This window comes from Sphingomonas aracearum (assembly GCF_003345355.1).
Taxonomy (GTDB): Bacteria; Pseudomonadota; Alphaproteobacteria; order Sphingomonadales; family Sphingomonadaceae; genus Sphingomonas; species Sphingomonas aracearum.
Genome location: NZ_QQNB01000001.1, coordinates 248876 through 272890, shown reverse-complemented (window position 1 = coordinate 272890; position 24015 = coordinate 248876). Strand labels below are relative to the sequence as shown.

Here is a 24015-nt window from a genome sequence, read left to right as displayed (position 1 = left end):
TCTGCTCTTGGCTCAAGCTGACATACGGCGGCGTCGATGGCAACGACGGCTTCGTCCCAAACCTGGCCGATCGAACGCTCGCCGCCAGCTGCATCAGCGGCGGGCTTCGGGAACTGCGATGATTCGGCTGAATGAACGGGGTTGGTCAGCTTTACCTAACGTATATCGAGATCATACTTGATGTAGATTAGCGCGATGGGGGTTCTTCCCTTCTCGCCGATTCCGGGCCAGGCTGATCCACGAAGCACGGCTGCGGCCGCGCTTCGGTGCGGCGAGGCTCTCCGAATTACCGCTGGCAGGCCCTCGGTCAACGTCGTCACCTAGGCCGGGGGTCTGTCAGCGGCAGCTCGTGAGTGCGCTCTCGTGTCGGATCCTAAAGAACCCGTCGCACACCAGGCGTCAGCGCGCCGTGCGGAGGTGGACGAAACCCGGCCTGGTCCGACACCGTTCGTCCAACCGCTGCTCTCCTCGATCGAGGAGATGCACCCCATCGGGTTGGGGTTCGAATGCCTCGCGACGATCGCGGGCCGTTCGGATCAGAACACCCGTTCGATCCGCCCCGGCAGGGGTGAGGATGAGGCCGATTTCGAGACCACCGGTTCTCGAAAGGAAAATGGCGTGCGCGTGTCGCGCAAGAAGAGCCCGATCAGCACGGTTGCGATCCGCCGAACGATTCAAGCGGCAATGAAGGCCGGTCTGCCGATCGGCAGGCTTGAGGTCGAAACCGACGGCACCATCCGCCTGAGTATTGTGGAAACACCGCGGCCCGCTCCGCCGACGCCGGAAGACATCTTCCGCGAATGGGAGTCGCGCCTGTGATCAAGGGCCTGCACTTCGTCCAAAAGCGTCTCGCGGACGGGACTATCCGTTGGCACGTCTATGCATGGCGCGGCGGCGGCCCTCCCGTCATGTCGGCGGATGGAGCCCGACCGGACCTGACGATCGAGGCGCTGGAAAGCCTTACCGCCGCGATGAGGGATCGGGACGCAGCACAGCAGCCGAACCCCACGACCCTACAGACGCTCATCGACAAGTGGCTGGCAAGCCCGGAATGGTCGCGGCTGAGCGACAATACGAAGAAGACCTGGGGGTCGATCGTGCGTACGATCGAGGGGAAATGGGGCAAGGTTCCACTCGCGGTTTTCAACGATCAGCGCATGATCGAAAAAGTCGTCGACTGGCGCGATGCGCGTGCGGCCACGCCGCGGGCGGCCGATAACGGCGTCACCGTGCTACGCGCGCTGTTGAAATACGGCATCCAGCGGGGTGCCTTACGGATCAACGTCGCTGAGAAAATCGGGAAGATCTACGTCAACGGGCAGCGTGCGGAGATCGTGTGGACGAAGATCGACCTGCTCGCCTTCGAAGAGGCCGCGGGAGAAAAAGATCGCTGCGTCTATTACGCCGTGCTTCTATGCTCCGTGACCGGGCTTCGACGAGAGGATCTCGCGCGCTTGACATGGGCGTCCGTCGGCGAGTTCGCGATCGTAAAGAAGGCGAAGAAGACCAGCCGAGGCCGCCGTCACTTCGCGACGGTTCCGCGCATTCCAGAGCTCGACGCCGTCCTGGCGAAGCTGAAGGATCAGCCGCGTGCGTCAGGTGTGGATACGGTGCTGGTCAACCCCAAGGGGCGGCCGTGGAATTTGGACACGCTCACCAAGGAAGTTTCCCGTATCGCCAAGCTGGCAGGCATCTTTCACGTCGAGATCGATGAGGCGGGCCAGTCCGGCCGGCGGCAAAAGCATCTGCACGATGCCCGTGGCACCTTCGCCACCTACCTCATGACCACGACGGACCTCACGGATGCGGAGATCGCCAGCATCATGGGTTGGTCCGAAGCGGAGGTCGAGCGCATCCGCCGCATTTACGTCGACGATACCGCTCGTCAGATCGCCTTGGGCAAACGCATCGCCCGTGGCCTCCTTGCGGACTGACGCCTGGAACGCGTTTCGCCTTCCGTTATCGAACGTCGGTATCGGCATACGTGTTGACGGCAGGATGATGCTCATGGCATTGGCTGGCGTCGCCGCTGTAAACCGGCCTGTAAACCGGGACCCAGCGATGGCCTTTTCAGCGCTAAGCCGTTGAACTGCGGGTGTAGCTCAATGGTAGAGCAGAAGCTTCCCAAGCTTACGACGAGGGTTCGATTCCCTTCACCCGCTCCACCTTCCCGGCCCGGACGTCAGGCCTTGCCCGGCCGGAACGTCATCGCCACCCCGTTCATGCAGTAGCGCAGGCCCGTGGGCCGCGGGCCATCGTCGAAGACGTGGCCGAGATGCCCGCCGCAGCGTCGGCAGTGCACTTCCGTGCGCTCCATGCCCAGCGAGCCGTCGCGGCGGTTGCGCACCGCATTCGGCAGCGGTCGCCAGAAGCTCGGCCAGCCGGTGCCGCTCTCGAACTTGGTGGTGGAGGAAAAGAGCGGCAGCGCGCAGCCCGCGCACAGGAACGAGCCGGCGCGATGTTCCTTGTTGAGGGCGCTGGTGAACGGCGTTTCCGTGTCCTCGTGCCGCAACACGCGATAGGCGGCCGGCGAGAGCCTGGCCTTCCACTGCGCGTCGGTGAGCGTCACTTCGAAGCGTCCGGGCGGGCCTGCTTCGGCGCGGCGGCAGCCGAACAGCGCAACCGCAGCGCTGCCGAGGGCGGCGGTGGCAAGGAACTGACGTCGGTTCTGGGTCATGGCCCGGATGTAGGAGCGCCGTGCCCCCGCAGCTAGAGAGCCTTCTGCCAGGGCCAGCGGAACTTGGCGGTGCCGGATTGCAGCACGCCGCGGCGAAACGCGCGCGCGGCGACGGTGATGACGATGGCCACCCACAATGCCTGCCACGCCAGCGCCGCCAGATGCGGCCATAGCACCGGCGACTGGGCGGCCCGCGCGGCCATGGCATAGGGGCTCGACAGCGGGAAGACCTGCGCCGCGATCGCCGTCCAGCTATCCGGTTGCCCGGCGCCCGCCGCCGCCCAGCCGAACATGGCCACCTGAACGATGGTGATCGGCAGCGACAGCATCTGGATCTCGCGCATGGTGGACGCCTGCGCGCCAACCCCGAGGAACACCGCGCCGAGCAGCATGTAGCTCATCGTGAAATAGGCGAAGAAGAGTGTGACGAACGTCGGCAGTCCGATGGCGGGCGAGAGCTGGGACAGCGCGGCGCCCAGGCCCGCAGGGGCGAGCGAGCCGACCTGGCTGACCAGCGTTCCCCAGAAGAGCACGAAGAGCACCGCGACGCCGAACATGCCGAGCAGCTTGCCGAGGAAAACCGATTCGAGAGGGACCGCCGCGGCCAGCACCTCGATCACCTTGTTGCTGCGCTCTTCCGCCATCGTGCCAACGGCCTGGCCGGCCAGCAGCAGGGTGAGGAAAAAGATGCCGAACACGCTGAAGAAGGCCGACGCGTTGCGCCCGCCCAGCGAGGTCGTGGTGCGGGCCACGGGAGAAAGGGTGGGCCGGCTCAGCGCCGCAGGGCCGCCGGACCGCTCGGTGCGCAAGGTCGCTTCCGCCAGCGCCGCAAGATAGCGCGAAGCCCGCGCACCCATCGGACCGTAGAGGATCTGCGGCCGCTCGAACGGGCCGTAGAGCACGGCCGCGGTGTCCGTCTCCCGCGTGTCGAACAGAGCGCGGGCGTGCAGCGCCGGGGCGGGCGGGGCCGGGCGGACGAGAAGCTGGGGCGGCTGCTCGTCTCGTGGGAAGATCGAGCGCAGCCGCTCGTCAGTGGCGCGCAGGGCCGCGATGCTGGCGGGCGGCGCCAGCGCGACGATCCGTTCCTTCTCGTCCGCACCCTGCGCCACGCTCTGTGCGCCAAGCCCGCCCACGGCGCCGAACGACAGCATGATGAGCGGCGCGAAGAGGAACAGCAGAAAGGTTGGCGTGAACACCGTCGCCACGAAGTCGCGCCGGGCGATGGTGAGCGTCTGGCGCAGCAGGCGCCGGGCATTCGAGGGGGCGTCCGAGGGAGCAGGGGCCTGGCTCATGCCGACATCTCCTCGCCGCCGACAATGCGGACAAAGGCGTCGTGCAATCCGGGCCGCTCGATGGACAGGCCGGAAATGCCGTGGCCCGCGTCGATCAATCGCTTCAGCGTCTCCTCCGCGCCGCCCTCGGGCACGGTGAAGCGCCAGCCGTCGGCCTGGCGCACCGCATCCGCCGGCAGCAGCGCGGCGATGCCGGGCCCCTCCTGGTGCGGCACGTAATGCGCGCGCATCGGCAGCGTGCCGCGCGCGTCCGCCACCGTGCCCTCGAAACGGGCGCGGCCGCCGGCGATGATCGTCAGCCGGTCGCACAATCGCTCGGCATGCGCCATGACGTGGGTGGAGAACAGGATGGTCGCACCACGGTCGCGCTCCGCCAGGATCAATCGCTCGAGATTCTCCTGGTTGACCGGGTCGAGGCCGGAAAAAGGCTCGTCGAGCACCAGCAGCTCGGGTTCGTGCACCACCGATCCCAATAGCTGAACAAGCTGCGCCATACCCTTGGAAAGCTTGCGGATCTTGCTGTCGGCCGCATGGGCGAGCCCGGCACGCTCCAGCAGCACGTCCGCGCGCTTGCGCCCGATCCGCCAATCGAGCCCGCGCAGCGCGCCGAGAAACGCGATCGCCTCGCGCGCCTTCATCGCCGGATACAGCCCGCGCTCCTCCGGGAGGTAGCCGACCCGGTCGCTGGCCTCGCGCGGGCGCCGGTAGCCGAGCAGGGTACGCTCGCCCGCGTTCGGCTCGATGATGCCCAGCAGCATGCGCAAGGTCGTCGTCTTGCCCGCGCCGTTGGGCCCAAGCACGCCGTAGACCGCGCCGCGGGGCACGGCGATGTCGATGCCGTCCACCACCCGCCGCTCGCCGAAGCGCTTCACCAGCCCGGAGGCGCTGATCGCCAAAGCTTCGTTCACGTGCCGAAAGTCCCCCTGGCTGCGCTTTTGTGGTAGCGGGCGGGCGTGCCCGAACACAAGCCTTTGACGCAGCGGCTGAAAGAGAAAGCCGCGGAGCTGGGTTTCGCCGCCTGCGGGATCGCGCGCGCGGACGCGGCGCCGCGCACGGCCGAGCGCCTGCACCAGTGGCTGGCCGAGGGGATGCACGGCTCCATGATCTGGATGGAGGAGCGCGCGCATCACCGCGAGAGCCCCGCCGCCCTGTGGCCGGAGGTGAAGAGCGTGGTCGCGCTGGGCATGAGCTACGCGCCCGCTGTCGACCCGATGGCGCTGGCGGGCAGGGGGGAGATCGGTCGCATCTCCGTCTATGCACAGGGCGGCGACTATCACGACGTGGTCAAGCGCGCGTTGAAGGCGCTGGCGCGGTGGCTGGTGGCCGAGGCGCCGGGGGCGGACGTGAAGGTGTTCGTCGATACCGCGCCGGTGATGGAAAAGCCGCTCAGCGAGGCGGCCGGGCTCGGATGGCAGGGCAAGCACACCAATCTGGTCAGCCGGGAACATGGCTCCTGGCTGTTCCTGGGCGCGATCTACACCACCCTGGACCTTGCCGCCGACGAGCGGGCGCGCAGCACGTGCGGCACCTGCGACGCCTGCCAGCTTGCCTGCCCGACCAACGCCTTTCCTGCCCCCTACCGGCTCGATGCGCGACGCTGCATCTCCTATCTCACGATCGAGCATGACGGCCCGATCCCGCACGAATTCCGCGAGCACATCGGCAACCGCATCTATGGCTGCGACGATTGCCTCGCCGCCTGCCCCTGGAACAAGTTCGCCGCCGCAGCGGCCGCCAACCGGGCCTTTCACCCGCGCGGCGAGCTCACCGCGCCGGACCTCGCCGATCTGCTCGCGCTGGACGATGCGGCCTTCCGGCAGGTCTTCGCTGGCTCCCCCATCAAGCGGATCGGCCGCAGCCGGATGATCCGCAACTGCCTCATCGCTGCCGGCAACAGCGGCTCGCCCGCGCTGCTGCCAGGCGTGGAGGCGCTGATGGCCGACGACGACCCGGTGGTGCGCGAAGCTGCCGGCTGGGCCCGCGATCGGCTGATGCGGGAGCGGGCGGCCTAGCCGCCGGGAGGGTCAGCCGCCGCGCCGGATGCTGAACGCGGCGACGCAGCTTGCCCGGTCGATCGGGCTGCCATCGGGCTGCCGCGCGTCGAGATAGGTGACGACCGGCTCGCCGCCGTTGCGCGGGTAAAGGTAGGTGTCGAGCACGCAGGTGCCGCTGCGGAACTGCAGCTTGCGCGCGGCGCCCTCGCGCACGTCCGCTACCGGCTGGCCGAGAAGGGCGGTAAGCTGGCCGGAATTGCGCCCCATCACCCCCTGCAAGCCTGCCGTGCCGGTGGGGATCGGCACAAAGGGCGCTCGCCCGGGGCGAGGGGTGGCGGGCGTGCTGGCGCAACCGGCCATGGCGAGCGAGAGGGCGAGCGGCGCGAGCAGACGGATCATGGCCGCGGTCTGGCGCGGAGACGGAGGCAAGTCCAGAGCGGTTGCGCTCGGCGGTTCCCCGCCCTAGGCGGCGCCATCCATCCTCATCTCGGAGCCTTCCTTGTCCCAGCCCCGCTACGACGTCGTCGCCATCGGCAACGCGATCGTCGACATCCTCAGCCAGTCCGACGACGCCTTCCTGGAACGGGAAGGCATGGCCAAGGGATCGATGCAGCTGATCTTCTCGCCGGAAGACGCCGACGCGCTCTATGCCAAGATGGGGCCGGGGCGGGAAGTCTCCGGCGGTTCGGCCGCCAACACGATGGCCGGCATGGCGGCGCTGGGTGCTCGCTGCGGGTTTATCGGCCAGGTGGCGGACGACCAGCTCGGCACGGTGTTCGCGCATGACATCAAGGCGACCGGGGTCGATTTCACCACCGCGGCGCGAACCGGGGAGCCAACCACCGCGCGCTGCCTGATTTTCGTCACGCCGGACGGCCAGCGGACCATGAACACCTTCCTGGGCGCTTCGCAGTTCCTGCCCGAAGGCGCGCTGGACCGGCAGATGATCGCCGACGCCGCGATCCTGTACCTCGAGGGATACCTCTGGGATCCGGAGGAGCCGCGCGCGGCGATGCGGGCGGCGATCGGGCTGGCGCGCGAGAACGGCCGCAAGGTGGCGTTCACGCTGTCCGACGTGTTCTGCATCTCGCGCCATGGCGACGATTTCCGGCGGTTGCTCAGCGACGGCCTGCTCGACATCCTGTTCGCCAACGAGAACGAACTCTGCGCGCTGGCGCAGGTGGACGATTTCGAAGCGGCGGTGGCGAAGATCGCGCCGCAGGTGCCGCTGCTGGTCGCCACCCGGGGCGAGCACGGCGCGATCGCGGTGCAGGACGGCAACCGCGTGGAAACCTCGGCCGATCCGATCGACAAGGTGGTGGACACGACCGGTGCGGGCGATCTCTTCGCGGCGGGCGTCCTTACCGGACTGGCGCAGGATCGTTCCCTGGAAGAAGCGCTACGCATGGGCGCCGTCTGCGCCGCAGAGATCATCTCGCACTATGGCGCACGGCCGCAGGTGGACATGAAGGCGCTGATCGCCGCCAAGCTGGGCGGCTGATCCCTCCGCCACCGCAGACAGGAAAAGGCCCGGAGGATCGCTCCTCCGGGCCTTTTGCTTGCCTCGTGCAGGCCGCTCAGTGGAGCGGCTTGGCTACCTCCGGTTGCAGGGCCGGATCGTCCACCACGTCCATCATGCCGCGGCCCACATGGCTGCGGCTGCGGCTGTAGCCGAAATAGATCACCAGGCCGATCGCGCCCCAGATCGGCAGCACCAGCTTGGCCGTCAGCGGCAGCGACAGGTACAGAACCACGCAGCCGATGATCGCCAGCGGGGCGACCACGAACACGGCCGGCGTGCGGAACGGACGGGTTCGGCCGGGGTCGGTGCGCCGCAGCACCATCACCGAGATCGCCACCATGAAGAAGGCGAACAGCGTGCCGGCGTTGGAGTAATCGGCGAGCTTGCCCACCGGCAGGATCGCCGCCGCCACCGCGGCCGCCATGCCCGTCAACAGCGTGACGACATGGGGCGTGCGGAAGCGCGGGTGGACCGAAGCGAGCTTGGCCGGAAGCAGGCCGTCGCGCGCCATGGTGAAGAAGATGCGGGTCTGGCCGAACATCATCATCAGCACCACCGAGGGCAGTGCCAGCACGGCGGCGAGGCCGACCAGGCGGCCGATCAGCGGCCAGTTGATGACGTCGAGCACATGGACCAGCGCTTCCTTGGAGCAGACCAGCGGCTCGGCCGCCGCGCCCGCACTCGCGACGATCGCGGCGCAGCGTCCGGCGATCTCCGGCGTGCCCGGCGACAGCACCGCGCCCGCGAGGGACCGCACCGGCTGCGCGCCGATGGCGCCGATCGCGCCCGAGGCCACCAGGATGTAGAACACGGTGCAGATCGCCAGCGACCCGATCAGGCCGATCGGCACGTTGCGCTGCGGGTTCTTGGTTTCCTCGGCCGCCGTGGAAACCGCGTCAAAGCCGACATAGGCGAAGAAGATCGACGCCGCTGCGCCGAGCACGCCCAGGCCCGAGGAGCTGAACGGATTGCCGAAGCCGGTCGGCATGAACGGGTTGAAGTTCTCCGCCTTCAGCACCGGAATGGTGAGCGCGACAAAGGCGGTGAGCGCGGCGATCTTGATCAGGACAAGGATCGAGTTGACGCGCGCGCTCTCCGTGGTGCCGATGATCAGCAGCCAGGTGACGATCGCGACGACGATGATCGCCGGCACGTTGATCCAGCCGCCGGTCGCCATCGCCTGGGCGATGTCCGGCGTCTGATCCGCACCGAACGCCACGTACATGTGCGCCATCAGGGCGTCGGCGTTGCTGATCGCCGCGGGCACGTGGAGGCCGATGCCGTTCAGCAGGCCGACCGCATGGTTGGACCAGCCCACGGACACGGCGCTCGCGCCCACCGCATATTCGAGGATCAGCGCCCAGCCGACCATCCAGGCGAGGATCTCACCGGTCACGGCATAGGTGTAGGTGTAGGCCGAGCCGGACACCGGCACCATGGAGGCGAGCTCCGAATAGCACAGCGCCGCAACCGCGCAGATGAAGCCGGCGACGACGAACGAGAGCAGCATGCCCGGCCCCGCCTTTTGCGCGGCCTCGCTGGTCAGCACGAAGATGCCGGTGCCGATCACGGCGCCGATGCCTAGCATGGTCAGCTGAAAGGCGCCGAGGGAGCGGTGCAGCCCCTTTTTCTCGGCAGTAGCAAGAATGGCGTCGAGTGGCTTTACGCGCCCGAATAACATCAAATTCCCCCCGGGGAGTATGTCAGGATGGTGACGATGCTAGCCGCAAATCGCCGGGGAGCAAGAAATTATCGTGCGAGCATCGGGCCCAGCGGCGCGCCGCCGAAGATGTGAACGTGGAGATGGCCCACTTCCTGGCCCGCGCGCTTGCCCGTATTGGCCAGCAGGCGGTAGCCCGGCCCGACATGCCCGGCATCGCGCGCGACCTTGCCCACGGCACGCACGAAGCCCGCGATCTCCTCAACCGAAGCACGCTCGGAGAAATCGTCCCAGCTGACATAGCGACCGCGCGGGATCACCAGCACATGCACCGGCGCTTGCGGCGCGATGTCATGAAAGGCGACCGCCCATTCATCCTCGTACACCCGGTTGGACGGGATCTCGCCGCGCAGGATCCTGGCGAAGACGTTGTCGTCGTCATAGGGCAGGGTGGCATCGATCGGCATCACTTGGTCTCCCTGGAGGCTTTCTCGGCAAGCCCCGAAATGCCCCCGCGTCGTGCCAGCTCGGCGCGCACGTCCTCCAGCGAGAGCCCGGCATCGGTGAGCAGCACGAGAAGGTGGAACATGAGGTCCGCCGCTTCCTTGGTGAGCTCGGCAGGGTCGTCCTGCATTGCGGCGATCACGGTTTCCGTCGCTTCCTCGCCCAGCTTCTGCGCGATCTTGGCGCGACCGCGCGCGAACAGCTTGGCGGTGTAGGAACTCTCCGGATCGCCGCCGCGACGCGTGGCGATGACGGATTGGAGCTGATCGAGAACATCCATGCCGCGTCGCTGCCCGGCGAAGGACGTGGCGTCAATCCTTCGATCGTCGCCGCGCGAACCGTGCGCGAAGGGTCCGCCGGATGAGCCAGACACCCGCCACGGCGAGGACGAACAGCGCCGCGTCGGAAAGTTCCGGCCCCGTGCGGCGATGCACCACGCCCGAATGGCCGCCGGCGACCGATGCGAGAAGCATCATGCCGCCATCAGCCAGTCGAGGGCCGGCGCGGGAGCGTCGAACAGGCGCAGATAGTCCTGCTTCATGTAGTGCCGTACCTGCAGATGGGTGATGCTGCTCGCCGCCACCACGGCGATGCGGCTCGCCTTGGGAAAGCCGCGCAGGCGCTCGTGGATGCGGGACACGGCGACAAGCGGCTGTGCCGTCGCGGCGCTCATGTCCATGCGCAGGCGATAGCCGGTGCGAAATCCCGCGGCGAGGAAACGGTGCTCCAGTTCCTCGGCATAGCCGTTCACCGCCTCCGACCGGAACAGCCCCGCCCAGCGGATGTCGACAAGGTTGCGGCTGCGACAGAAATCGATCGAGTACATGTCCGCGTGCATGCCAGCCAAGGCTTGCCGAACCGCTAAGGCCTAATGCCGCACCGGGATTCCTGCGGCGGCCAGCGCGGCATGCGCCTGCGCCACCGTTGCCTCGCCGAAGTGGAAGATGGAGGCCGCCAGCACGGCACTGGCATGGCCGTCGCGAATGCCGGCGACCAGATCGCCCAGCCCGCCGACGCCGCCGGAGGCCACCACGGGCACGCGCACCTGATCGGCAATCGCGCGGATCAGGTCGAGATCGTAGCCCCCGCGCGTGCCGTCGCGGTCCATGGAGGTGACAAGCAGTTCGCCTGCGCCCAGCTCGGCGAGGCGCAGTGCGTGGGAGACCGCATCGATCCCGGTCGGCTTGCGCCCGCCATGGGTGAACACTTCCCAGCGGCCGTCCTCCACCCGCCGCGCGTCGACCGAGGCAACGCAGCACTGGCTGCCGAAGCGGTCCGCAATGTCCGCCACCAGCTCGGGCCGCGCCACCGCGGCGGAGTTCACCGCCACCTTGTCCGCACCGGCCAGCAGCAGGGCGCGGGCATCGTCGGCGGTGCGGACGCCGCCGCCCACCGTGAGCGGCATGAAGCACACCTCCGCCGTCCGCCGCACCACGTTCAGGATCGTGCCGCGTGCCTCATGGCTGGCCGTGATGTCCAAAAAGCACAGCTCGTCGGCGCCCGCCGCGTCATAGGCGCGCGCCTGCTCCACCGGATCGCCCGCATCGCGCAGTTCCACGAAGTTCACGCCCTTCACGACGCGCCCGTTCGCCACGTCGAGGCAGGGGATGATGCGCGCGCGAACGGTCATGCAGCGGCCGCCACGCTCAGGGCGGCGGCAAGATCGAGCCGGCCGTCATAGAGCGCGCGACCGGTGATGACGCCTTCCACGCCATCGCGGGCGTGAAGCGCGAGAACGTGGATTTCCCCGATCCCCGCGACACCGCCGCTGGCGATCACCGGGATGTCCACCGCGCGGGCGAGGTCCACCGTCGCCTCCACGTTGCAGCCCTTCAGCAGGCCGTCGCGACCGACATCGGTGAACAGCAGCGCGGCGACTCCTGCATCCTCGAAGCGGCGCGCCATGTCGATCACCGACACGGTGGACACGTCCGCCCAGCCGCGGGTCGCCACCATCCCCTCGCGCGCGTCCACCGCCACCACGATGCCGCCGGGAAACTCGCCCGCCGCGGCGCGGACCAGGTCCGGATTCTCCAGCGCCGCCGTGCCGATCACCACCCGGCTGACGCCCAGGTCGAACCAGCCCTCGATGGCTTCGCGCGTGCGGATGCCGCCGCCCAGCTGCACATGGCCCGGAAAAGCCGAAACAATCGCGCGCACCGCCTCGCCGTTCACGGAAGCGCCGGCAAAGGCGCCGTCGAGATCGACGACGTGAAGATGCCCCGCGCCCTGATCGGCGAAAAGCATCGCCTGCGCCGCGGCATCGTCGCCATAGACGGTGGCGCGGTTCATGTCGCCTTCTGCGAGGCGCACCACCTGGCCTCCCTTCAGGTCGATTGCGGGGAAGACGATAAGGCTCATGGTTTCCACTCCAGGAAACGGGCGAGCAGTTCCAGGCCGTAGCGCTGGCTCTTTTCGGGATGGAACTGCACGCCCAGCAGGTTGTCGCGCCCGATGGCGGCGGTGACCGGCCCGGCATGATCGGTGCGGGCGATCACGTCGTCCCCCTCGAAAGCGTAGCTGTGCAGGAAATAGGCCTCCCCCGCGGGCACCAGCGCGTGGTCCGACAGGGGCTGCACGTCGTTCCAGCCCATGTGCGGTACCTTGGCGGCCGGATCGGCGGGCGCCAGCCGCTTGACCGAGCCGCGTACCCAGCCGAGGCCCTGGTGAAGGCCATGCTCCTCGCCGCTCTCCGCGAGCAGCTGCATGCCGACGCAGATGCCCAGAAACGGACGCCCGCCGTCCAGCGCGGCTTGGCGCAGGCTTTCCTCCAGACCTGCGACGGCCCGCAGGTTGGCCGCGCAGGCGCCGAACGACCCGACGCCGGGGAGCACGATGCGGTCGGCTCTGCGGATCGCATCGGGATCGGCGGTGATCGCGATGTCCTCGGCCCCGGCCGCGCGGAGGGCATTGGCGACGGAGTGGAGGTTGCCCGACTGGATGTCGACCAGCGCCAGACTCATGCGCGCACCGTCACAGGCTGCCCTTGGTGGAAGGGATCGCATCCGCCTTGCGCGGATCGATCTCGCACGCCTCGCGCAGCGCGCGCGCCACGCCCTTGAAGCAGGCTTCGGCGATATGGTGATTGTTGCTGCCGTACAGCGTTTCGATGTGCAGCGTGAGGCCGGCGGTCTGCGCGAGGGAGTGGAAGAAGTGCTCGAACATCTCGGTGTCCATTTCGCCTAGCTTCTTGGTCGAGAACTCGGTCTTCCACACCAGCCAGGGGCGGCCGGAGATGTCCACGGCAACCCGCGCCAGCGTCTCGTCCATCGGCGACAGGGCATCGGCATAGCGCCGGATGCCCCGCTTCTCGCCCAGCGCCTGCGCGATCGCCGCGCCCAGGGCAAGGCCGGTATCCTCCACCGTATGGTGCTGGTCGATGTGCAGATCGCCCACCGTCTTGACCTGCATGTCGATCAGCGAATGGCGCGAAAGCTGTTCCAGCATGTGATCGAAGAAGCCGACGCCGGTGGAGATGGCATAGGCTCCGGTGCCGTCGAGGTCGACGGTCACGTCGATGCTCGTCTCGCTGGTGCGGCGGCTGATCGTGGCGGTGCGCATGGCTTGCCCTTTAGTGCGTGTCATCTGTCATGCAACCGCTTGACCGACGATCCGAACAGGCTACCCAAGGAACCCATGAGCGATGGCCTGATCGATAGCCTGATTCCGTACGACGAGATCGTGCAGGAGGCGCTGCGCGCCGTTGTCGGCCGCGTGCTCGGCACGGTGGCGGAAACCGGCGGGCTGCCGGGCGAGCACCATTTCTACATCACCTTTAAGACGCAGGCGCCGGGCGTCGACATCCCGCAGCGCCTGATCGAGCGCTTTCCGGACGAGATGACCATCGTGCTCCAGAACCGCTTCTGGGACCTGACGGTGGACGAGAGCCGCTTTTCGGTCGGCCTGTCGTTCAATCAGGTGCCGTCCAAGCTCGTGATCCCCTATTCCGCCGTCACCGGCTTTCACGATCCCTCGGTGAATTTCGAGCTCCGCTTCCAGGCGCAGGAGGGCCCCGATGCACCCGATCCGCATGAGGAAGCGGAGAATGACGGACCGACTGCCGTGCCCGTGGAGGACGGCTCCAACGTCGTGGCGGTGGATTTCAAGCGGAAGAAGTGACGGCGCGAGCGGAATAGCGAGGCTATTCCGCGCTCGCGAGGCGACGTGAACCGCCGGCCGGGCTCGGCAAGGCCGCGCTTCGACGTGATGGATTGCTCCCATCACGCAGCGGCGACCCTCACGCCGCGGGCCTGATCACCCGCTGCATCGGCACCGCGCAGCCATAGGCCTGCTTGTACGGCATTCCCCAGCAGCGTGCAAAGCCATCCAGGACGTTGAGGTTCATGGGCCAGCGGATCGCCACGGGCTTTCCGTCCGGCCCGCGCGGATCGAAGCCGGCGGGCCGGGGCAGCGCGGCAAGACGGGCATGGGCGGCGTCGAAGGCCGCCCGGTCGCCGCGGAGGAACGCGATGCTGCCATCGACATAGAGGTTCCACCCGAAGCCGGCATCCTGCTCTTCCGTCTTCCGGGCTTGCTCGAACAACGCGATCGCCTGCGTTTTCTGGTTCAGATTGGCGCGCAGCTGTCCTTCATGCCAGAACAGCAGGCCGGCGCGCGTCGGATCCTGCGGCGGGTGCGCTGTATGCCAGTCGTGGATCAGGTCCGCCGCCTCCGCTTCGCAGCCGCGCTGCGACAGGCCGCGCCAGCCGCCGGTCATGTCCTGATCGAAGGCCTGCTGGTCGAGCGCGAGCATCGCGGCGCGGTCATAGGTGCAGTCGGCCGGCGGCGGGGCGAGCAGGAAGGCAAGGGCGAGAAACATGCCCCAAGTCTTGCGCAATCGCCAAAGCCGCGCAAGGAGCCTCGGCAACCCTCAGCCACCTCGGAGACCGCAGTGACCGACACCCGCACCGAAACCGACTCGATCGGCGCCATCGAGGTTCCAGCATCCGCCTATTGGGGCGCGCAGACGCAGCGCTCGATCGAGAACTTCCCCTTTGGCGAGCGCGAGCGCATGCCGATCGGCATCGTGCATGCGCAGGCGATCGTGAAACAGGCGGCGGCGCGGGTGAACCGCAAGCACGGCATGCCGGCGGAGATCGCCGAGGCGATCGACGCAGCTGCCAGCGAGGTCACCGCCGGCAAGCTCGACGACCAGTTCCCGCTCGTCATCTGGCAGACGGGTTCCGGCACGCAGACCAACATGAACGTCAACGAGGTGATCGCCGGCCGCGCCAACGAGGCGCTTTCCGGCACGCGCGGCGGCAAGTCGCCGGTGCACCCGAACGATCATGTCAACATGAGCCAGTCGTCCAACGACTCGTTCCCCACCGCGCTGCACGTCGCGGCGGTGCTGGCGACCGAGCAAGCGCTGCTGCCCGCGCTGGACCGGCTGGAATCGGCGCTGACCGCCAAGGCGCAGGCGTGGAGCCACATCGTCAAGATCGGCCGCACCCACACGCAGGATGCAACGCCGCTGACGCTCGGCCAGGAGTTTTCCGGCTATGCCGCCCAGCTCGCCAGCTGCCGCCAGCGCATCCTGGGCGCCATGAACGGCAACCTGCGCAAGCTGGCGATCGGCGGCACGGCGGTGGGCACCGGGCTCAACGCGCCGGAAGGCTGGGCCGAGGACATGTCGGCGGCGATCACCGACATCGCCGGCAGCCAGTTCGAGCCCGCGCCCAACAAGTTCGAGCAGCTCGCCGCAAAGGATGGCCTCGTCTTCTTCTCCGGCGCGCTGAACACGCTGGCGGTGGCGCTGAACAAGATCGCCAACGACATCCGCTTCCTGGGCTCCGGCCCGCGCTCGGGCTTGGGCGAGCTGTCGCTGCCCGCCAACGAGCCCGGCAGCTCCATCATGCCGGGCAAGGTGAACCCCACCCAGTGCGAGTCGCTGACGATGGTCGCCGCGCAGGTGATCGGCAATCACCAGGCGGTGACCGTCGGCGGCATGCAGGGGCATTTCGAACTCAACGTGTTCATGCCGCTGATCGGCTCCAATGTGCAGCGCTCGATCGACCTGCTGGCCATCGGCATGGTCAACTTCGCCGAGCGTTGCGTCGACGGGATCGAGGCCAACGAGCAGCAGATCGCCGATCTGGTCGGCCGCTCGCTGATGCTGGTAACGGCGCTGGCGCCCGCCATCGGCTATGACAATGCCGCCAAGATCGCCAAGCAGGCGCATGCCGAGGGGCTGACGCTGAAGGAAGCCGGCCTCAAGATGGGGCTGGTGGACGAGGAAACCTTCGACCGGCTGGTGCGCCCCGAAACCATGGTGTGATCGCCTGTCGCCGATGGTGGAACCCGGACCACCCGTCGGGCGCTTTGGCGAGCGAAGGAGAACATTCCATGGGTGCAACCACCATCGGCGCGCTGGTCGGCGGCGTCATCGACAGCATGGGCGGCGACGACGACAGCAATGCGGACGGCGCCATCGTCGGCGCGATCACGGCCAATGTGCTGAAGGTGGTGGTGCCCGTCGCCATCACCTACGCGGTCGGCTGGGCCGTGCTGCGCGGCGCGGCCGAGCTGAAGGAGCAGGTGTTCGGCGGGGAGGACGCATGATGCGCGGCGTCCTGTCCAGGGTGATCGGTGCTGCCGTCGGTGCGGAACTCGACAAGCGGGACGGCAGCGGCGGGCTGAAGGGCGCCGCAGTCGGCATGATCGCGATGGGCGCCATGCGCCGCATGGGGCCGCTCGGCATGGCGCTGGGTGCGGCGTATGTGGCCAAGAAGGCGTACGACCGGCGCAAGTCGGTGCGGGCCTGATCCCACCGGCGCCGGCCCGGTCTATGGGTCGGCTGCTGCCCTGCAAGGCGGCTTGAACACGGTAACCGCCGGTCAGTCGCCGGCGGGAGGAAGAAGGCCCCGGCGATCGCGTCGCCGGGGCCGCTCTCATTGCTGGGTCAGGTCCTGGTTCTTGACCTCGCCGCCGGTGCCCGAGTTGCCATCGAACTCGCCGGTATCGGTAAAGCGGGCCGGCTCCTTGCCGCCTTCGCCGCGGGCAACCGCATCGGCGCGCGCTTCCACGGCTTGCTGGATGTCGGGCCGGGGATCCTCGGGATCGTCAAAGGGCGGGGTATCTCGCTGGGTCATGGATTGCCTCAATTGGTGGGTTGCGCCGGGGTGGGATCGCCACCGGGCTGGGGCGAGGGGATGTCGACGTCCGGTGCGTTCGGCCCTACCTCCGGCGGCGGGGCGTCGGGCTGGGCGGGTTGGCTCGGCTGCGGCGGCAGCTCGGTCGGGGGCGTGGTCGCCATGTGCTGGTCTCCTTCACCGCATCAACGCACGGGCCGCAACCGCGTTGCCTCGCGCGTTTGAAGGCCGCTTGAACAGGGGCGCAAGGCTGCTATAGGACCGCCCCTTGCCGGCGGTGTCCTTTGCGGGCGTGGCGGAACTGGTAGACGCGCTGGATTTAGGTTCCAGTATCGCAAGATGTGGGGGTTCGAGTCCCTTCGCCCGCACCAGTCCCCGCGCTTCTCGCGGGGCGACACCGCTCCACGAGATTCCAGAACGAAAGCCTTGCCCATGCAGACTGTCGAGACGTTGAACGAGGGCCTGAAGCGCGCCTACACGCTGACCATCACCGCCGCGGAGATCGACGGCAAGGTGGATGCCGAGCTGAAGCGCGTTGCCCCGCAGGTCCGCATGCCCGGCTTCCGCCCGGGCAAGGTGCCCGCGAACCTCGTGCGCAAGATGCATGGGCCCGCGCTGCTGCAGGATGCGCTGAACACCTCCATCCAGGAAGGCGTGCAGACGCTGATCGCCGAAAAGCAGCTGCGCCCGGCCATCCAGCCTTCGGTCGAGCTCAACGAAGGGTTCGAGCCCGGCAAGGATGCCGAGATCAAGGTGGCGCTGGAAGTTCTCCCCGACGTGCCGGCCCCGGCGATCGACGAGCTGAAGCTGGAGCGCCTGACCGTACCGGCCTCGGACGAGGCCGTCACCGAGCAGGTGGAGAAGTTCGCCGCGCAGCAGAAGCGCTTCGAGGACGCACCCGAAGGCCATGCCGCTGCCCAGGGCGACCTGGTGGTGATGGATTTCGTCGGCAAGACCTCGGACGGCGTCGCCTTCGAGGGCGGCACCGGCGAGGACATGTCGGTGGAAATCGGCTCGGGCCGGCTGATCCCGGGTTTCGAGGACCAGATCGTCGGCGTGAAGGTGGGCGAGGAGAAGCAGATCTCCGTCACCTTCCCGGAGGATTACGGCGCCAAGGAACTGGCCGGCCAGCCCGCCACGTTCGATCTCACCATCAAGAAGGTGCAGATCGCCGGCGAAACGAAGATCGACGACGATTTCGCCAAGTCGCTCGGCCTTGAGAGCCTTGAGCAGCTCCAGGGCCTGCTGCGCGGCCAGATCGAGCAGGAGCTGAACGGGCTCACCCGCACCTACATGAAGCGCAAGCTCCTCGACCAGCTGGCCGAGGGCCACGACTTCCCGGTGCCGCCGACCATGGTGGAGCAGGAGTTCGACCAGATCTGGCAGCAGCTGCAGCACGAAGCGACCCACGAGGCCGATCCGGAAGCGGCGATGGCGGAGCTGGAGAGCGAGCGCGACGATTACCGCAAGATTGCCGAGCGCCGCGTGCGCCTGGGCCTGCTCCTGTCGGAGATCGGCCAGGCGAACGGCGTGGAAGTGTCCAACCAGGAGATGCAGCGCCTGATCATGCAGGCTGCGCAGCAGTACAGCCCGGAAGACCGTCAGCGCTTCATGCAGTATGTGCAGCAGGAGCCGATGGCCGCCGCCCAGCTGCGTGCGCCGCTGTACGAGGACAAGGTCGTCGACTTCCTGTTCTCCAAGGCCGAGATCACCGACCGCGAGACCACGCGCGAGGAGCTGGAAGCCGCGATCGAGAGCGACGAAGGCTTCTCCACCGGCACCCACACGCACGACCACGACAACCACAAGCCGCGTGCGAAGAAGGCCAAGGGCGACGAAGCCGCCGAAGCCCCGGCGGCCGAGGCGGCTGCGGCTGACGGCGAAGCTGCTTCCGCCAAGAAGCCGGCCAAGAAGGCCGCTGCCAAGAAGGAAACGGCCGCCGACCCCGAGCCTGCCGCGGCGGGCGAGGAACTGGTCGCTGCCGAGCCGGTGAAGAAGGCCGCGACCCGCAAGGCGCCGGCCAAGAAGGCCGCCGCCGAAGAGGCGCCTGCCGCCGAGGCGGGCGAGGGCGAGGAGGGCGCCGCCAAGAAGCCGGCGGCCAAGCGCACGAAGAAGACCGAGGCCTGATCTTGCACGTGCGCCATGCCGGCCTTGTGCCGGCATCCGCGCTGCGGCAGACGAACGGCATGTCGTTTGCGCGCAGGTGGATGCCGGTTCACGTCCGGGGTGACGTACGCAAGAGCCCCGGCGCATGACCGACCCGCGCATTGCCGTCATCCTGCCGTGCTACAACGAGGAAGCCGCGATCGGGCAGACCGTCGCCGGCTTCCGCGCAGCGCTGCCGACCGCCACCGTCTACGTCTACGACAACAACAGCCGGGATCGCACGGCGGAGGTCGCGCGCGCGGCGGGGGCGGTGGTCCGCACCGAGCGGGTGCAGGGCAAGGGCGCGGTGGTCCGCCGCATGTTCGCCGACGTGGAGGCGGACGTCTATGTGATGGCGGATGGTGATGCGACCTATGACGCCGCGTCCGCGCCCATGCTTGTCGACCGCCTGATCGAGGAACAACTCGACATGGTGGTCGGTGCCCGGGTGACCCAGGCGACTGCCGCCTACCGCCGCGGCCATCGTTTCGGCAACGCGCTGCTCACCGGCATGCTGGCGCGCCTGTTCGGCCGGTCGTTCACCGACATCCTGTCCGGCTATCGGGTGTTCTCGCGCCGCTTCGTGAAAAGCTACCCGGCGCTTTCCACCGGGTTCGAGATCGAGACCGACATCTCGGTTCACGCGCTCGAGCTGAAGATGCCGGTGGCCGAGATCGAGACGCCCTATTTCGAGCGGCCGGAAGGCTCCGTCTCGAAGCTGGCGACCTATTCGGACGGCTGGCGCATCTCCACGACGATCCTGACGCTCTACCGCATCGAACGGCCGCTGCTCTTCTTCGGGCTGATCGGCGCCGCGCTGGCGCTGCTCGCGTTCGTTCTGTGCGTGCCGCTGCTGGTCACCTATCTCCAGACCGGGCTGGTGCCGCGTTTCCCCACCGCGATCCTGGCCACCGGGCTGATGATCCTCGCCTTTCTCAACGGCTTCGCGGGGCTGATCCTCGACACGGTGGTGCGCGGTCGGCGCGAGGTGCGGCGGCTCTCCTATCTCCAGCATCCCGCGCCCGCCACAAGGGCTTGAAGTCGTTTTCGCCAGCGCCGATGTAGAGCCCTCGCTTCAGGGCGTTTCTCGGGGCATAAGGATCCAAGGGCACATCATGCAAAATCCGTTCGACAATGGCGATTTCCTGGCCCCGCTGGCGCATGCCGGCATGGTCGCCAACCAGCCGCAGGCCGGCCTGGTGCCGATCGTCATCGAGCAGTCGAACCGCGGCGAGCGTTCTTTCGACATCTATTCGCGCCTGCTGCGCGAGCGCATCATCTTCGTGACCGGCGGCGTGGAGGACCAGATGGCCTCCGTCATCACCGCTCAGCTGCTCTTCCTGGAGTCCGAGAACCCCAAGAAGGACATCTTCATGTACATCAACTCGCCGGGCGGCGTGGTGACGGCCGGCATGGCGATCCACGATACCATGCAGTACATCCGCCCGCGCGTGGGCACGGTGTGCATCGGCCAGGCGGCGTCGATGGGCTCGTTCCTTCTGGCCGCGGGCGAGCCGGGCATGCGCGTGGCGCTGACCAACGCGCGCATCATGATCCACCAGCCGTCGGGCGGCGCGCAGGGCATGGCGTCCGACATCGAGATCCAGGCCAAGGAAATCCTGCGCATCCGCAAGCGCATGAACGACCTGTACTCGCAATATACCGGCAAGCCGCTCGAAGTGATCGAGCGCGCAATGGACCGCGACACCTTCCTCGAGGCGCATGAGGCCAAGGAGTTCGGCCTGGTCGACGAGGTGTTCGACAAGCGCCCTGCGGTTGCCGACGACGGCGGCACACCGACCGCGTTGCCGCCGGCCTGACACATGATTGTAACCGACAGGCCCGAAACCTATTTTGAGCGTTGTCGGATGGAGGTGGAGCGGTCATCATGGCCGCTCCCCACGAACCGCGCCGTATGCGCGAGAGGTGATTGAATGACCAAGCTGAGCGGTGGCGACTCGAAGAGCACCCTCTATTGCTCGTTCTGCGGCAAGTCGCAGCACGAGGTTCGCAAGCTCATTGCCGGACCCACCGTGTTCATCTGCGACGAGTGCGTGGAGCTGTGCAACGACATCATCCGTGAGGAAACCAAGTCCGCGCTCGTCTCCAAGAAGGACGGCGGCGTGCCGACCCCGCAGGAGATCTGCGACGTCCTCGACGATTACGTGATCGGGCAGAAGCGCGCCAAGCGCGTGCTGTCGGTGGCGGTGCACAACCATTACAAGCGCCTGAACCACGGCCAGAAGGGCGCCGATGTCGAGCTGGCCAAGTCGAACATCCTGCTCGTCGGCCCAACCGGCTGCGGCAAGACGCTGCTCGCGCAGACGCTGGCGCGCATCCTCGACGTGCCGTTCACCATGGCGGACGCGACCACGCTGACCGAGGCCGGCTATGTCGGCGAGGACGTGGAGAACATCATCCTCAAGCTGCTTCAGGCCTCCGACTACAATGTCGAGCGGGCGCAGCGCGGCATCGTCTATATCGACGAGATCGACAAGATCAGCCGCAAGGCCGAAAACCCCTCGATCACGCGCGACGTATCCGGCGAGGGTGTGCAGCAGGCGCTGCTGAAGCTGATGGAAGGCACCACCGCGTCCGTGCCGCCGCAGGGCGGGCGCAAGCATCCGCAGCAGGAATTCCTGCAGGTGGACACGACCAACATCCTGTTCATCTGCGGCGGCGCTTTCTCCGGCCTCGAGAAGATCATCGGCGATCGCCTTCAGGGCAAGTCGATCGGTTTCGGCGCCTATGTCGCGGCGCCGGAGGAGAAGCGTACCGGCGAGGTGCTGCGCCAGACCGAGCCGGAGGATCTGCTCAAGTTCGGCCTCATCCCCGAGTTCGTCGGCCGCCTGCCGGTGATCGCGACGCTGGAGGATCTCGACGTCGGCGCGCTGGTGACGATCCTCACCGAACCGAAGAATGCGCTGGTGAAACAGTATCAGAAGTTGTTCGAGATGGAGGACGTTGAACTCGATTTCACCGACGATGCGCTGGTGACGGTCGCCAAGAAGGCGATCGAGCGCAAGACGGGTGCCCGCGGGCTGCGCTCGATCCTTGAGGGTATTCTCCTGGATACGATGTTCGACCTGCCGGGCATGAACGGGGTGGACGAGGTGATGATCGACAAGGACGTGATCGAGGGCCGCAAGGAGCCGATCCGCGTCTATGCCAAGAAGGAACAGACGGGCGCGGCCTGACGGCCTGCTCTCGATCGGCACACGAAGGGGCGGCAGCGATGCCGCCCTTTTTGGTTGCATATCCACTTGGCGAGCGCAGGCGCGGCGGGACCGCCCCCATTCTGCTCCGCTGATATCCGGGCGTGGCAAAGCGAGGCGAGGGAACGGAGGTCGAGCCACGACGGTGTGATGCCGTCGGTACTTGCTGTTTTCGGCTCGGGATAGCGGCTCCGGTCACCATGGAACGGGACTTCGATGCGTTACGCAGACGTCGATCGAGCGACATGTCGCCTTGATACCACACAGACGTCGCCGGTTCGCCTCCCCGCGCTACGGTTCCCCGAGCCGCTCCAGGATGAACCGCACCCGCTCCTCGACGGAGGTTCTCGGCAGCACGGTGACGTGATAGCCGAGCGCATTAATCGCTGATAGCAGGCGATCATATTCCGCGACCGCCTCATCCAAGTCCTGCCGGCGCTCTCGATCCCTGGTGAAGATCTCCGGCCAGGGCGGCGTCAGGAAGACGCGCCGATGATAGCGCGGGAACGCCGCCAAGGTCTCGGCCACCGGAGCTCCGGTTGCGTGCTGAAGTGCGACCGCCGCATCGATAAGGCCACGATCGAAAAACGTCCATGTCCGCGCGCTTGTCGCTTTTTGGCGGTCCTCGGCGGCCATATCCAACGCGCGGGCGGCGAACGCGGCAAGATCGACCCATGGCAACGCGCTGCCGCTGCCAAGCAGTTCCTCGGCCACGATCCGACGACCAGGCTCGGGGACGGTAGCGGACCCTTGGCGGGCAAGCTCGGCAAGTAAGGTCGACTTCCCTCCGCCCGAACAACCCGACAGGAGCACATGTCGGGGCCGACATGTGCTGCCCGATAGCCCCTCAGATAAAGCAGTGGTGCCCCGCATATCCGCCCGTTGCTGCCGGCGATATTCACGACCGAGGAGACGACACGCCGCCCGCGACTGCGTGCCACGCCAGCAAAGCCGTCAGGTATCGCCGAAGTTCCGCCACCTCGCCGAGCCTCTCGATATCGGCTCGCCAGGCGGCCAGTCGCCCGTCAGGCGCTCGGCTTATTGAAGCAGCAACACAGCTCAGCTAGCGATCGGGGGAAAGCGACGGCCCCGGTCACCGAGCGGCCGTCTCCCCGGAACTCCTCCGACCCACGCCCCGGCCGATCCTGCCGGCAATCGGCGGACGCTTACGACGCCATATGGCCCAGGCTTCAGTACCGCCGCAGCAGCCCCGCCAGCCGGCCCTGCACGCGCACCTGATTAGGCGCATAGCGCTGGGGATCGTAGGAGCGGTTGGCCGGATCGAGGCGCACCATCGCGCCTTCGTGGCGGAAGTATTTCAGCGTGGCTTCGCTGTCGTCGATCAGCGCCACGACAATCTCGCCGTCATGGGCGATCTCCGTGCGACGGATCAGCGCATAGTCTCCGTCCAGAATGCCCGCCTCGACCATGGAGTCGCCGGACACCTCCAGCGCATAATGCTCGCCCCCGCCCAGCAGCGCCGCCGGCACCGCCAGCATCGAATGCCCTTCGAACGCCTCGATCGGCACGCCGGCGGCGATGCGCCCGTGCAGCGGGATCTCCACCACGTCGTTCGCCGGCTGCGGCACGGTGCGAACGTTGCCCGTGCCACGTGCAGGAGCGGCATCGCGAGCGGGCTTGGGCGACTTCGCCTTGGGAGCGGCGCGTTCGGGCATGCGCAGCACTTCCAATGCGCGGGCGCGGTTGGGCAGGCGCCGGATGAACTGACGCTCTTCCAACGCGCTAATGAGGCGGTGGACGCCGGACTTGGACTTCAGCTCGAGCGCGTCCTTCATCTCCTCGAACGAGGGCGAGACACCCGTTTCCGCCAGGCGATCGTTGATGAAGCAGATCAACTCATGTTGCTTGCGCGTGAGCATCGCGACGTTCCTCCGGTCAGAACAGACGCTGAACC

The 24015-nt window shown here is 67.5% G+C and carries 30 protein-coding genes and 2 tRNA genes; 14 read left to right on the top strand and 18 right to left on the bottom strand.

Annotated features, from left to right (window positions below):
• Positions 1–417 precede the first annotated feature (417 nt).
• The 3 genes from DVW87_RS01350 (at position 418) to DVW87_RS01340 (ending at position 2165) form a co-directional block, all read left to right on the top strand.
• Positions 418–819 (top strand): hypothetical protein, encoded by a 402-nt coding sequence (locus tag DVW87_RS01350; protein WP_147276174.1) that lies wholly within the window; start codon positions 418–420, stop codon positions 817–819.
• Positions 816–1934: a tyrosine-type recombinase/integrase gene (locus tag DVW87_RS01345; protein ID WP_181814669.1), complete on the top strand. Its 1119-nt coding sequence runs from the start codon at positions 816–818 to the stop codon at positions 1932–1934. The genes DVW87_RS01350 and DVW87_RS01345 overlap by 4 nt, the downstream gene beginning before the upstream one ends.
• Before the next feature lie 157 nt (positions 1935–2091).
• Positions 2092–2165, top strand: a tRNA-Gly gene (locus DVW87_RS01340).
• A gap of 17 nt (positions 2166–2182) precedes the next feature.
• On the opposite strand, the gene msrB is transcribed toward DVW87_RS01340, so the two are convergent.
• From msrB to DVW87_RS01325, 3 genes are read right to left on the bottom strand one after another with little or no spacing between them, the layout of a single operon-like run.
• Positions 2183–2677: a peptide-methionine (R)-S-oxide reductase MsrB gene (gene msrB / locus DVW87_RS01335; RefSeq protein ID WP_114685979.1), complete on the bottom strand. Its 495-nt coding sequence runs from the start codon at positions 2675–2677 to the stop codon at positions 2183–2185.
• 32 nt (positions 2678–2709) lie between these two features.
• Positions 2710–3969: an ABC transporter permease gene (locus tag DVW87_RS01330; protein WP_114685978.1), complete on the bottom strand. Its 1260-nt coding sequence runs from the start codon at positions 3967–3969 to the stop codon at positions 2710–2712.
• Positions 3966–4877, bottom strand: coding sequence for an ABC transporter ATP-binding protein (locus DVW87_RS01325; RefSeq protein WP_114685977.1), 912 nt, complete (start codon positions 4875–4877; stop codon positions 3966–3968). Before DVW87_RS01325 ends, DVW87_RS01330 begins: the two co-directional genes overlap by 4 nt.
• A 63-nt stretch (positions 4878–4940) precedes the next feature.
• Between DVW87_RS01325 and queG the strand changes: the two genes are divergently transcribed.
• Complete coding sequence (gene queG / locus DVW87_RS01320) at positions 4941–5981, top strand: tRNA epoxyqueuosine(34) reductase QueG (protein WP_420822309.1); 1041 nt, start codon at positions 4941–4943, stop codon at positions 5979–5981.
• A 12-nt stretch (positions 5982–5993) separates the two neighbouring features.
• Here the strand turns inward: queG and DVW87_RS01315 are convergent, their stop codons facing one another.
• On the bottom strand, positions 5994–6362 hold the full coding sequence (locus tag DVW87_RS01315) for a hypothetical protein (RefSeq protein WP_420822308.1): 369 nt from the start codon (positions 6360–6362) through the stop codon (positions 5994–5996).
• A gap of 100 nt (positions 6363–6462) precedes the next feature.
• Here DVW87_RS01315 and DVW87_RS01310 point away from each other — a divergent pair, with 100 nt between their 5' ends.
• Positions 6463–7464, top strand: a complete 1002-nt coding sequence (locus DVW87_RS01310; RefSeq protein WP_114685975.1) for an adenosine kinase — start codon at positions 6463–6465, stop codon at positions 7462–7464.
• 76 nt (positions 7465–7540) lie between these two features.
• Here DVW87_RS01310 and DVW87_RS01305 read toward each other — a convergent pair whose 3' ends face one another.
• From DVW87_RS01305 to hisB, 9 genes are all read right to left on the bottom strand, one after another.
• On the bottom strand, positions 7541–9166 hold the full coding sequence (locus tag DVW87_RS01305) for an amino acid permease (protein ID WP_114685974.1): 1626 nt from the start codon (positions 9164–9166) through the stop codon (positions 7541–7543).
• Positions 9167–9234: 68 nt separating this feature from the next.
• Positions 9235–9612, bottom strand: coding sequence for a histidine triad nucleotide-binding protein (locus DVW87_RS01300; RefSeq protein ID WP_114685973.1), 378 nt, complete (start codon positions 9610–9612; stop codon positions 9235–9237).
• Positions 9612–9929: a phosphoribosyl-ATP diphosphatase gene (locus tag DVW87_RS01295; RefSeq protein WP_114685972.1), complete on the bottom strand. Its 318-nt coding sequence runs from the start codon at positions 9927–9929 to the stop codon at positions 9612–9614. Before DVW87_RS01295 ends, DVW87_RS01300 begins: the two co-directional genes overlap by 1 nt.
• 31 nt (positions 9930–9960) lie before the next feature.
• The gene (locus DVW87_RS17925) at positions 9961–10125 is read right to left on the bottom strand and encodes a hypothetical protein (RefSeq protein ID WP_181814668.1); all 165 of its coding nucleotides are present in this window, start codon (positions 10123–10125) and stop codon (positions 9961–9963) included.
• The gene (locus DVW87_RS01290; RefSeq protein ID WP_239017709.1) at positions 10122–10487 is read right to left on the bottom strand and encodes an STAS/SEC14 domain-containing protein; all 366 of its coding nucleotides are present in this window, start codon (positions 10485–10487) and stop codon (positions 10122–10124) included. The genes DVW87_RS17925 and DVW87_RS01290 overlap by 4 nt, the downstream gene beginning before the upstream one ends.
• Positions 10488–10517: 30 nt before the next feature.
• Positions 10518–11279: an imidazole glycerol phosphate synthase subunit HisF gene (gene hisF / locus DVW87_RS01285; protein ID WP_114685971.1), complete on the bottom strand. Its 762-nt coding sequence runs from the start codon at positions 11277–11279 to the stop codon at positions 10518–10520.
• Positions 11276–12010 carry a 1-(5-phosphoribosyl)-5-[(5-phosphoribosylamino)methylideneamino]imidazole-4-carboxamide isomerase gene (hisA, locus tag DVW87_RS01280; RefSeq protein ID WP_114685970.1) on the bottom strand — a complete coding sequence of 245 codons (735 nt, stop codon included), beginning with the start codon at positions 12008–12010 and terminating at the stop codon, positions 11276–11278. Before hisA ends, hisF begins: the two co-directional genes overlap by 4 nt.
• Complete coding sequence (gene hisH / locus DVW87_RS01275; protein ID WP_114685969.1) at positions 12007–12612, bottom strand: imidazole glycerol phosphate synthase subunit HisH; 606 nt, start codon at positions 12610–12612, stop codon at positions 12007–12009. Before hisH ends, hisA begins: the two co-directional genes overlap by 4 nt.
• 10 nt (positions 12613–12622) lie before the next feature.
• The gene (gene hisB / locus DVW87_RS01270) at positions 12623–13210 is read right to left on the bottom strand and encodes an imidazoleglycerol-phosphate dehydratase HisB (RefSeq protein ID WP_114685968.1); all 588 of its coding nucleotides are present in this window, start codon (positions 13208–13210) and stop codon (positions 12623–12625) included.
• Between the two features lie 75 nt (positions 13211–13285).
• Between hisB and DVW87_RS01265 the strand changes: the two genes are divergently transcribed.
• Entirely contained in the window at positions 13286–13768 is a 483-nt protein-coding gene (locus DVW87_RS01265; protein WP_114685967.1) for an SspB family protein, read from the top strand.
• Between the two features lie 118 nt (positions 13769–13886).
• Here DVW87_RS01265 and DVW87_RS01260 read toward each other — a convergent pair whose 3' ends face one another.
• Complete coding sequence (locus tag DVW87_RS01260; RefSeq protein ID WP_114685966.1) at positions 13887–14468, bottom strand: hypothetical protein; 582 nt, start codon at positions 14466–14468, stop codon at positions 13887–13889.
• 72 nt (positions 14469–14540) lie between these two features.
• Here DVW87_RS01260 and fumC point away from each other — a divergent pair, with 72 nt between their 5' ends.
• The 3 genes from fumC to DVW87_RS01245 all read left to right on the top strand — a co-directional run bounded on the left by fumC (position 14541) and on the right by DVW87_RS01245 (position 16413).
• Complete coding sequence (gene fumC / locus DVW87_RS01255; RefSeq protein WP_114685965.1) at positions 14541–15926, top strand: class II fumarate hydratase; 1386 nt, start codon at positions 14541–14543, stop codon at positions 15924–15926.
• A gap of 68 nt (positions 15927–15994) precedes the next feature.
• Positions 15995–16210 carry a hypothetical protein gene (locus tag DVW87_RS01250; protein ID WP_114685964.1) on the top strand — a complete coding sequence of 72 codons (216 nt, stop codon included), beginning with the start codon at positions 15995–15997 and terminating at the stop codon, positions 16208–16210.
• Positions 16207–16413 carry a hypothetical protein gene (locus DVW87_RS01245; RefSeq protein ID WP_239017708.1) on the top strand — a complete coding sequence of 69 codons (207 nt, stop codon included), beginning with the start codon at positions 16207–16209 and terminating at the stop codon, positions 16411–16413. The genes DVW87_RS01250 and DVW87_RS01245 overlap by 4 nt, the downstream gene beginning before the upstream one ends.
• Positions 16414–16539: 126 nt before the next feature.
• On the opposite strand, the gene DVW87_RS01240 is transcribed toward DVW87_RS01245, so the two are convergent.
• Both DVW87_RS01240 and DVW87_RS17920 read right to left on the bottom strand, forming a co-directional pair.
• Positions 16540–16740: a hypothetical protein gene (locus DVW87_RS01240; protein ID WP_114685963.1), complete on the bottom strand. Its 201-nt coding sequence runs from the start codon at positions 16738–16740 to the stop codon at positions 16540–16542.
• A gap of 8 nt (positions 16741–16748) precedes the next feature.
• Complete coding sequence (locus DVW87_RS17920; protein WP_181814667.1) at positions 16749–16904, bottom strand: hypothetical protein; 156 nt, start codon at positions 16902–16904, stop codon at positions 16749–16751.
• 122 nt (positions 16905–17026) lie between these two features.
• Between DVW87_RS17920 and DVW87_RS01235 the strand changes: the two genes are divergently transcribed.
• From DVW87_RS01235 to clpX, 5 genes are all read left to right on the top strand, one after another.
• A tRNA-Leu gene (locus DVW87_RS01235) sits at positions 17027–17111 on the top strand.
• A 61-nt stretch (positions 17112–17172) separates the two neighbouring features.
• Positions 17173–18867 carry a trigger factor gene (gene tig / locus DVW87_RS01230; RefSeq protein WP_114685962.1) on the top strand — a complete coding sequence of 565 codons (1695 nt, stop codon included), beginning with the start codon at positions 17173–17175 and terminating at the stop codon, positions 18865–18867.
• Positions 18868–18991: 124 nt separating this feature from the next.
• Positions 18992–19924 carry a glycosyltransferase family 2 protein gene (locus tag DVW87_RS01225; RefSeq protein WP_114685961.1) on the top strand — a complete coding sequence of 311 codons (933 nt, stop codon included), beginning with the start codon at positions 18992–18994 and terminating at the stop codon, positions 19922–19924.
• A gap of 76 nt (positions 19925–20000) precedes the next feature.
• A complete protein-coding gene (clpP, locus tag DVW87_RS01220) occupies positions 20001–20705 on the top strand; it encodes an ATP-dependent Clp endopeptidase proteolytic subunit ClpP (RefSeq protein ID WP_114685960.1) in 705 nt (234 codons plus the stop codon).
• A 114-nt stretch (positions 20706–20819) separates the two neighbouring features.
• Positions 20820–22082 (top strand): ATP-dependent Clp protease ATP-binding subunit ClpX, encoded by a 1263-nt coding sequence (clpX, locus tag DVW87_RS01215; RefSeq protein WP_114685959.1) that lies wholly within the window; start codon positions 20820–20822, stop codon positions 22080–22082.
• Positions 22083–22391: 309 nt separating this feature from the next.
• Here the strand turns inward: clpX and DVW87_RS01210 are convergent, their stop codons facing one another.
• Positions 22392–22973: an AAA family ATPase gene (locus tag DVW87_RS01210; protein WP_114685958.1), complete on the bottom strand. Its 582-nt coding sequence runs from the start codon at positions 22971–22973 to the stop codon at positions 22392–22394.
• Positions 22974–23290: 317 nt separating this feature from the next.
• Positions 23291–23980: a transcriptional repressor LexA gene (gene lexA, locus DVW87_RS01205; protein WP_114685957.1), complete on the bottom strand. Its 690-nt coding sequence runs from the start codon at positions 23978–23980 to the stop codon at positions 23291–23293.
• Positions 23981–24015 lie beyond the last annotated feature (35 nt).

Bases quoted from the DNA above. Each gene is read 5' to 3' on its own strand.
- msrB (WP_114685979.1), bottom strand. From the start codon at position 2,677: ATGACCCAGAACCGACGTCAGTTCCTTGCCACCGCCGCCCTCGGCAGC.
- DVW87_RS01330 (WP_114685978.1), bottom strand. From the start codon at position 3,969: ATGAGCCAGGCCCCTGCTCCCTCGGACGCCCCCTCGAATGCCCGGCGC.
- DVW87_RS01315 (WP_420822308.1), bottom strand. From the start codon at position 6,362: ATGATCCGTCTGCTCGCGCCGCTCGCCCTCTCGCTCGCCATGGCCGGT.
- DVW87_RS01305 (WP_114685974.1), bottom strand. From the start codon at position 9,166: ATGTTATTCGGGCGCGTAAAGCCACTCGACGCCATTCTTGCTACTGCC.
- DVW87_RS01300 (WP_114685973.1), bottom strand. From the start codon at position 9,612: ATGCCGATCGATGCCACCCTGCCCTATGACGACGACAACGTCTTCGCC.
- DVW87_RS01295 (WP_114685972.1), bottom strand. From the start codon at position 9,929: ATGGATGTTCTCGATCAGCTCCAATCCGTCATCGCCACGCGTCGCGGC.
- DVW87_RS17925 (WP_181814668.1), bottom strand. From the start codon at position 10,125: ATGATGCTTCTCGCATCGGTCGCCGGCGGCCATTCGGGCGTGGTGCAT.
- DVW87_RS01290 (WP_239017709.1), bottom strand. From the start codon at position 10,487: ATGCACGCGGACATGTACTCGATCGATTTCTGTCGCAGCCGCAACCTT.
- hisF (WP_114685971.1), bottom strand. From the start codon at position 11,279: ATGACCGTTCGCGCGCGCATCATCCCCTGCCTCGACGTGGCGAACGGG.
- hisA (WP_114685970.1), bottom strand. From the start codon at position 12,010: ATGAGCCTTATCGTCTTCCCCGCAATCGACCTGAAGGGAGGCCAGGTG.
- hisH (WP_114685969.1), bottom strand. From the start codon at position 12,612: ATGAGTCTGGCGCTGGTCGACATCCAGTCGGGCAACCTCCACTCCGTC.
- hisB (WP_114685968.1), bottom strand. From the start codon at position 13,210: ATGCGCACCGCCACGATCAGCCGCCGCACCAGCGAGACGAGCATCGAC.
- DVW87_RS01265 (WP_114685967.1), top strand. From the start codon at position 13,286: ATGAGCGATGGCCTGATCGATAGCCTGATTCCGTACGACGAGATCGTG.
- DVW87_RS01260 (WP_114685966.1), bottom strand. From the start codon at position 14,468: ATGTTTCTCGCCCTTGCCTTCCTGCTCGCCCCGCCGCCGGCCGACTGC.
- DVW87_RS01250 (WP_114685964.1), top strand. From the start codon at position 15,995: ATGGGTGCAACCACCATCGGCGCGCTGGTCGGCGGCGTCATCGACAGC.
- DVW87_RS01245 (WP_239017708.1), top strand. From the start codon at position 16,207: ATGATGCGCGGCGTCCTGTCCAGGGTGATCGGTGCTGCCGTCGGTGCG.
- DVW87_RS01240 (WP_114685963.1), bottom strand. From the start codon at position 16,740: ATGACCCAGCGAGATACCCCGCCCTTTGACGATCCCGAGGATCCCCGG.
- DVW87_RS17920 (WP_181814667.1), bottom strand. From the start codon at position 16,904: ATGGCGACCACGCCCCCGACCGAGCTGCCGCCGCAGCCGAGCCAACCC.
- tig (WP_114685962.1), top strand. From the start codon at position 17,173: ATGCAGACTGTCGAGACGTTGAACGAGGGCCTGAAGCGCGCCTACACG.
- DVW87_RS01225 (WP_114685961.1), top strand. From the start codon at position 18,992: ATGACCGACCCGCGCATTGCCGTCATCCTGCCGTGCTACAACGAGGAA.
- clpP (WP_114685960.1), top strand. From the start codon at position 20,001: ATGCAAAATCCGTTCGACAATGGCGATTTCCTGGCCCCGCTGGCGCAT.
- clpX (WP_114685959.1), top strand. From the start codon at position 20,820: ATGACCAAGCTGAGCGGTGGCGACTCGAAGAGCACCCTCTATTGCTCG.
- DVW87_RS01210 (WP_114685958.1), bottom strand. From the start codon at position 22,973: ATGCGGGGCACCACTGCTTTATCTGAGGGGCTATCGGGCAGCACATGT.
- lexA (WP_114685957.1), bottom strand. From the start codon at position 23,980: ATGCTCACGCGCAAGCAACATGAGTTGATCTGCTTCATCAACGATCGC.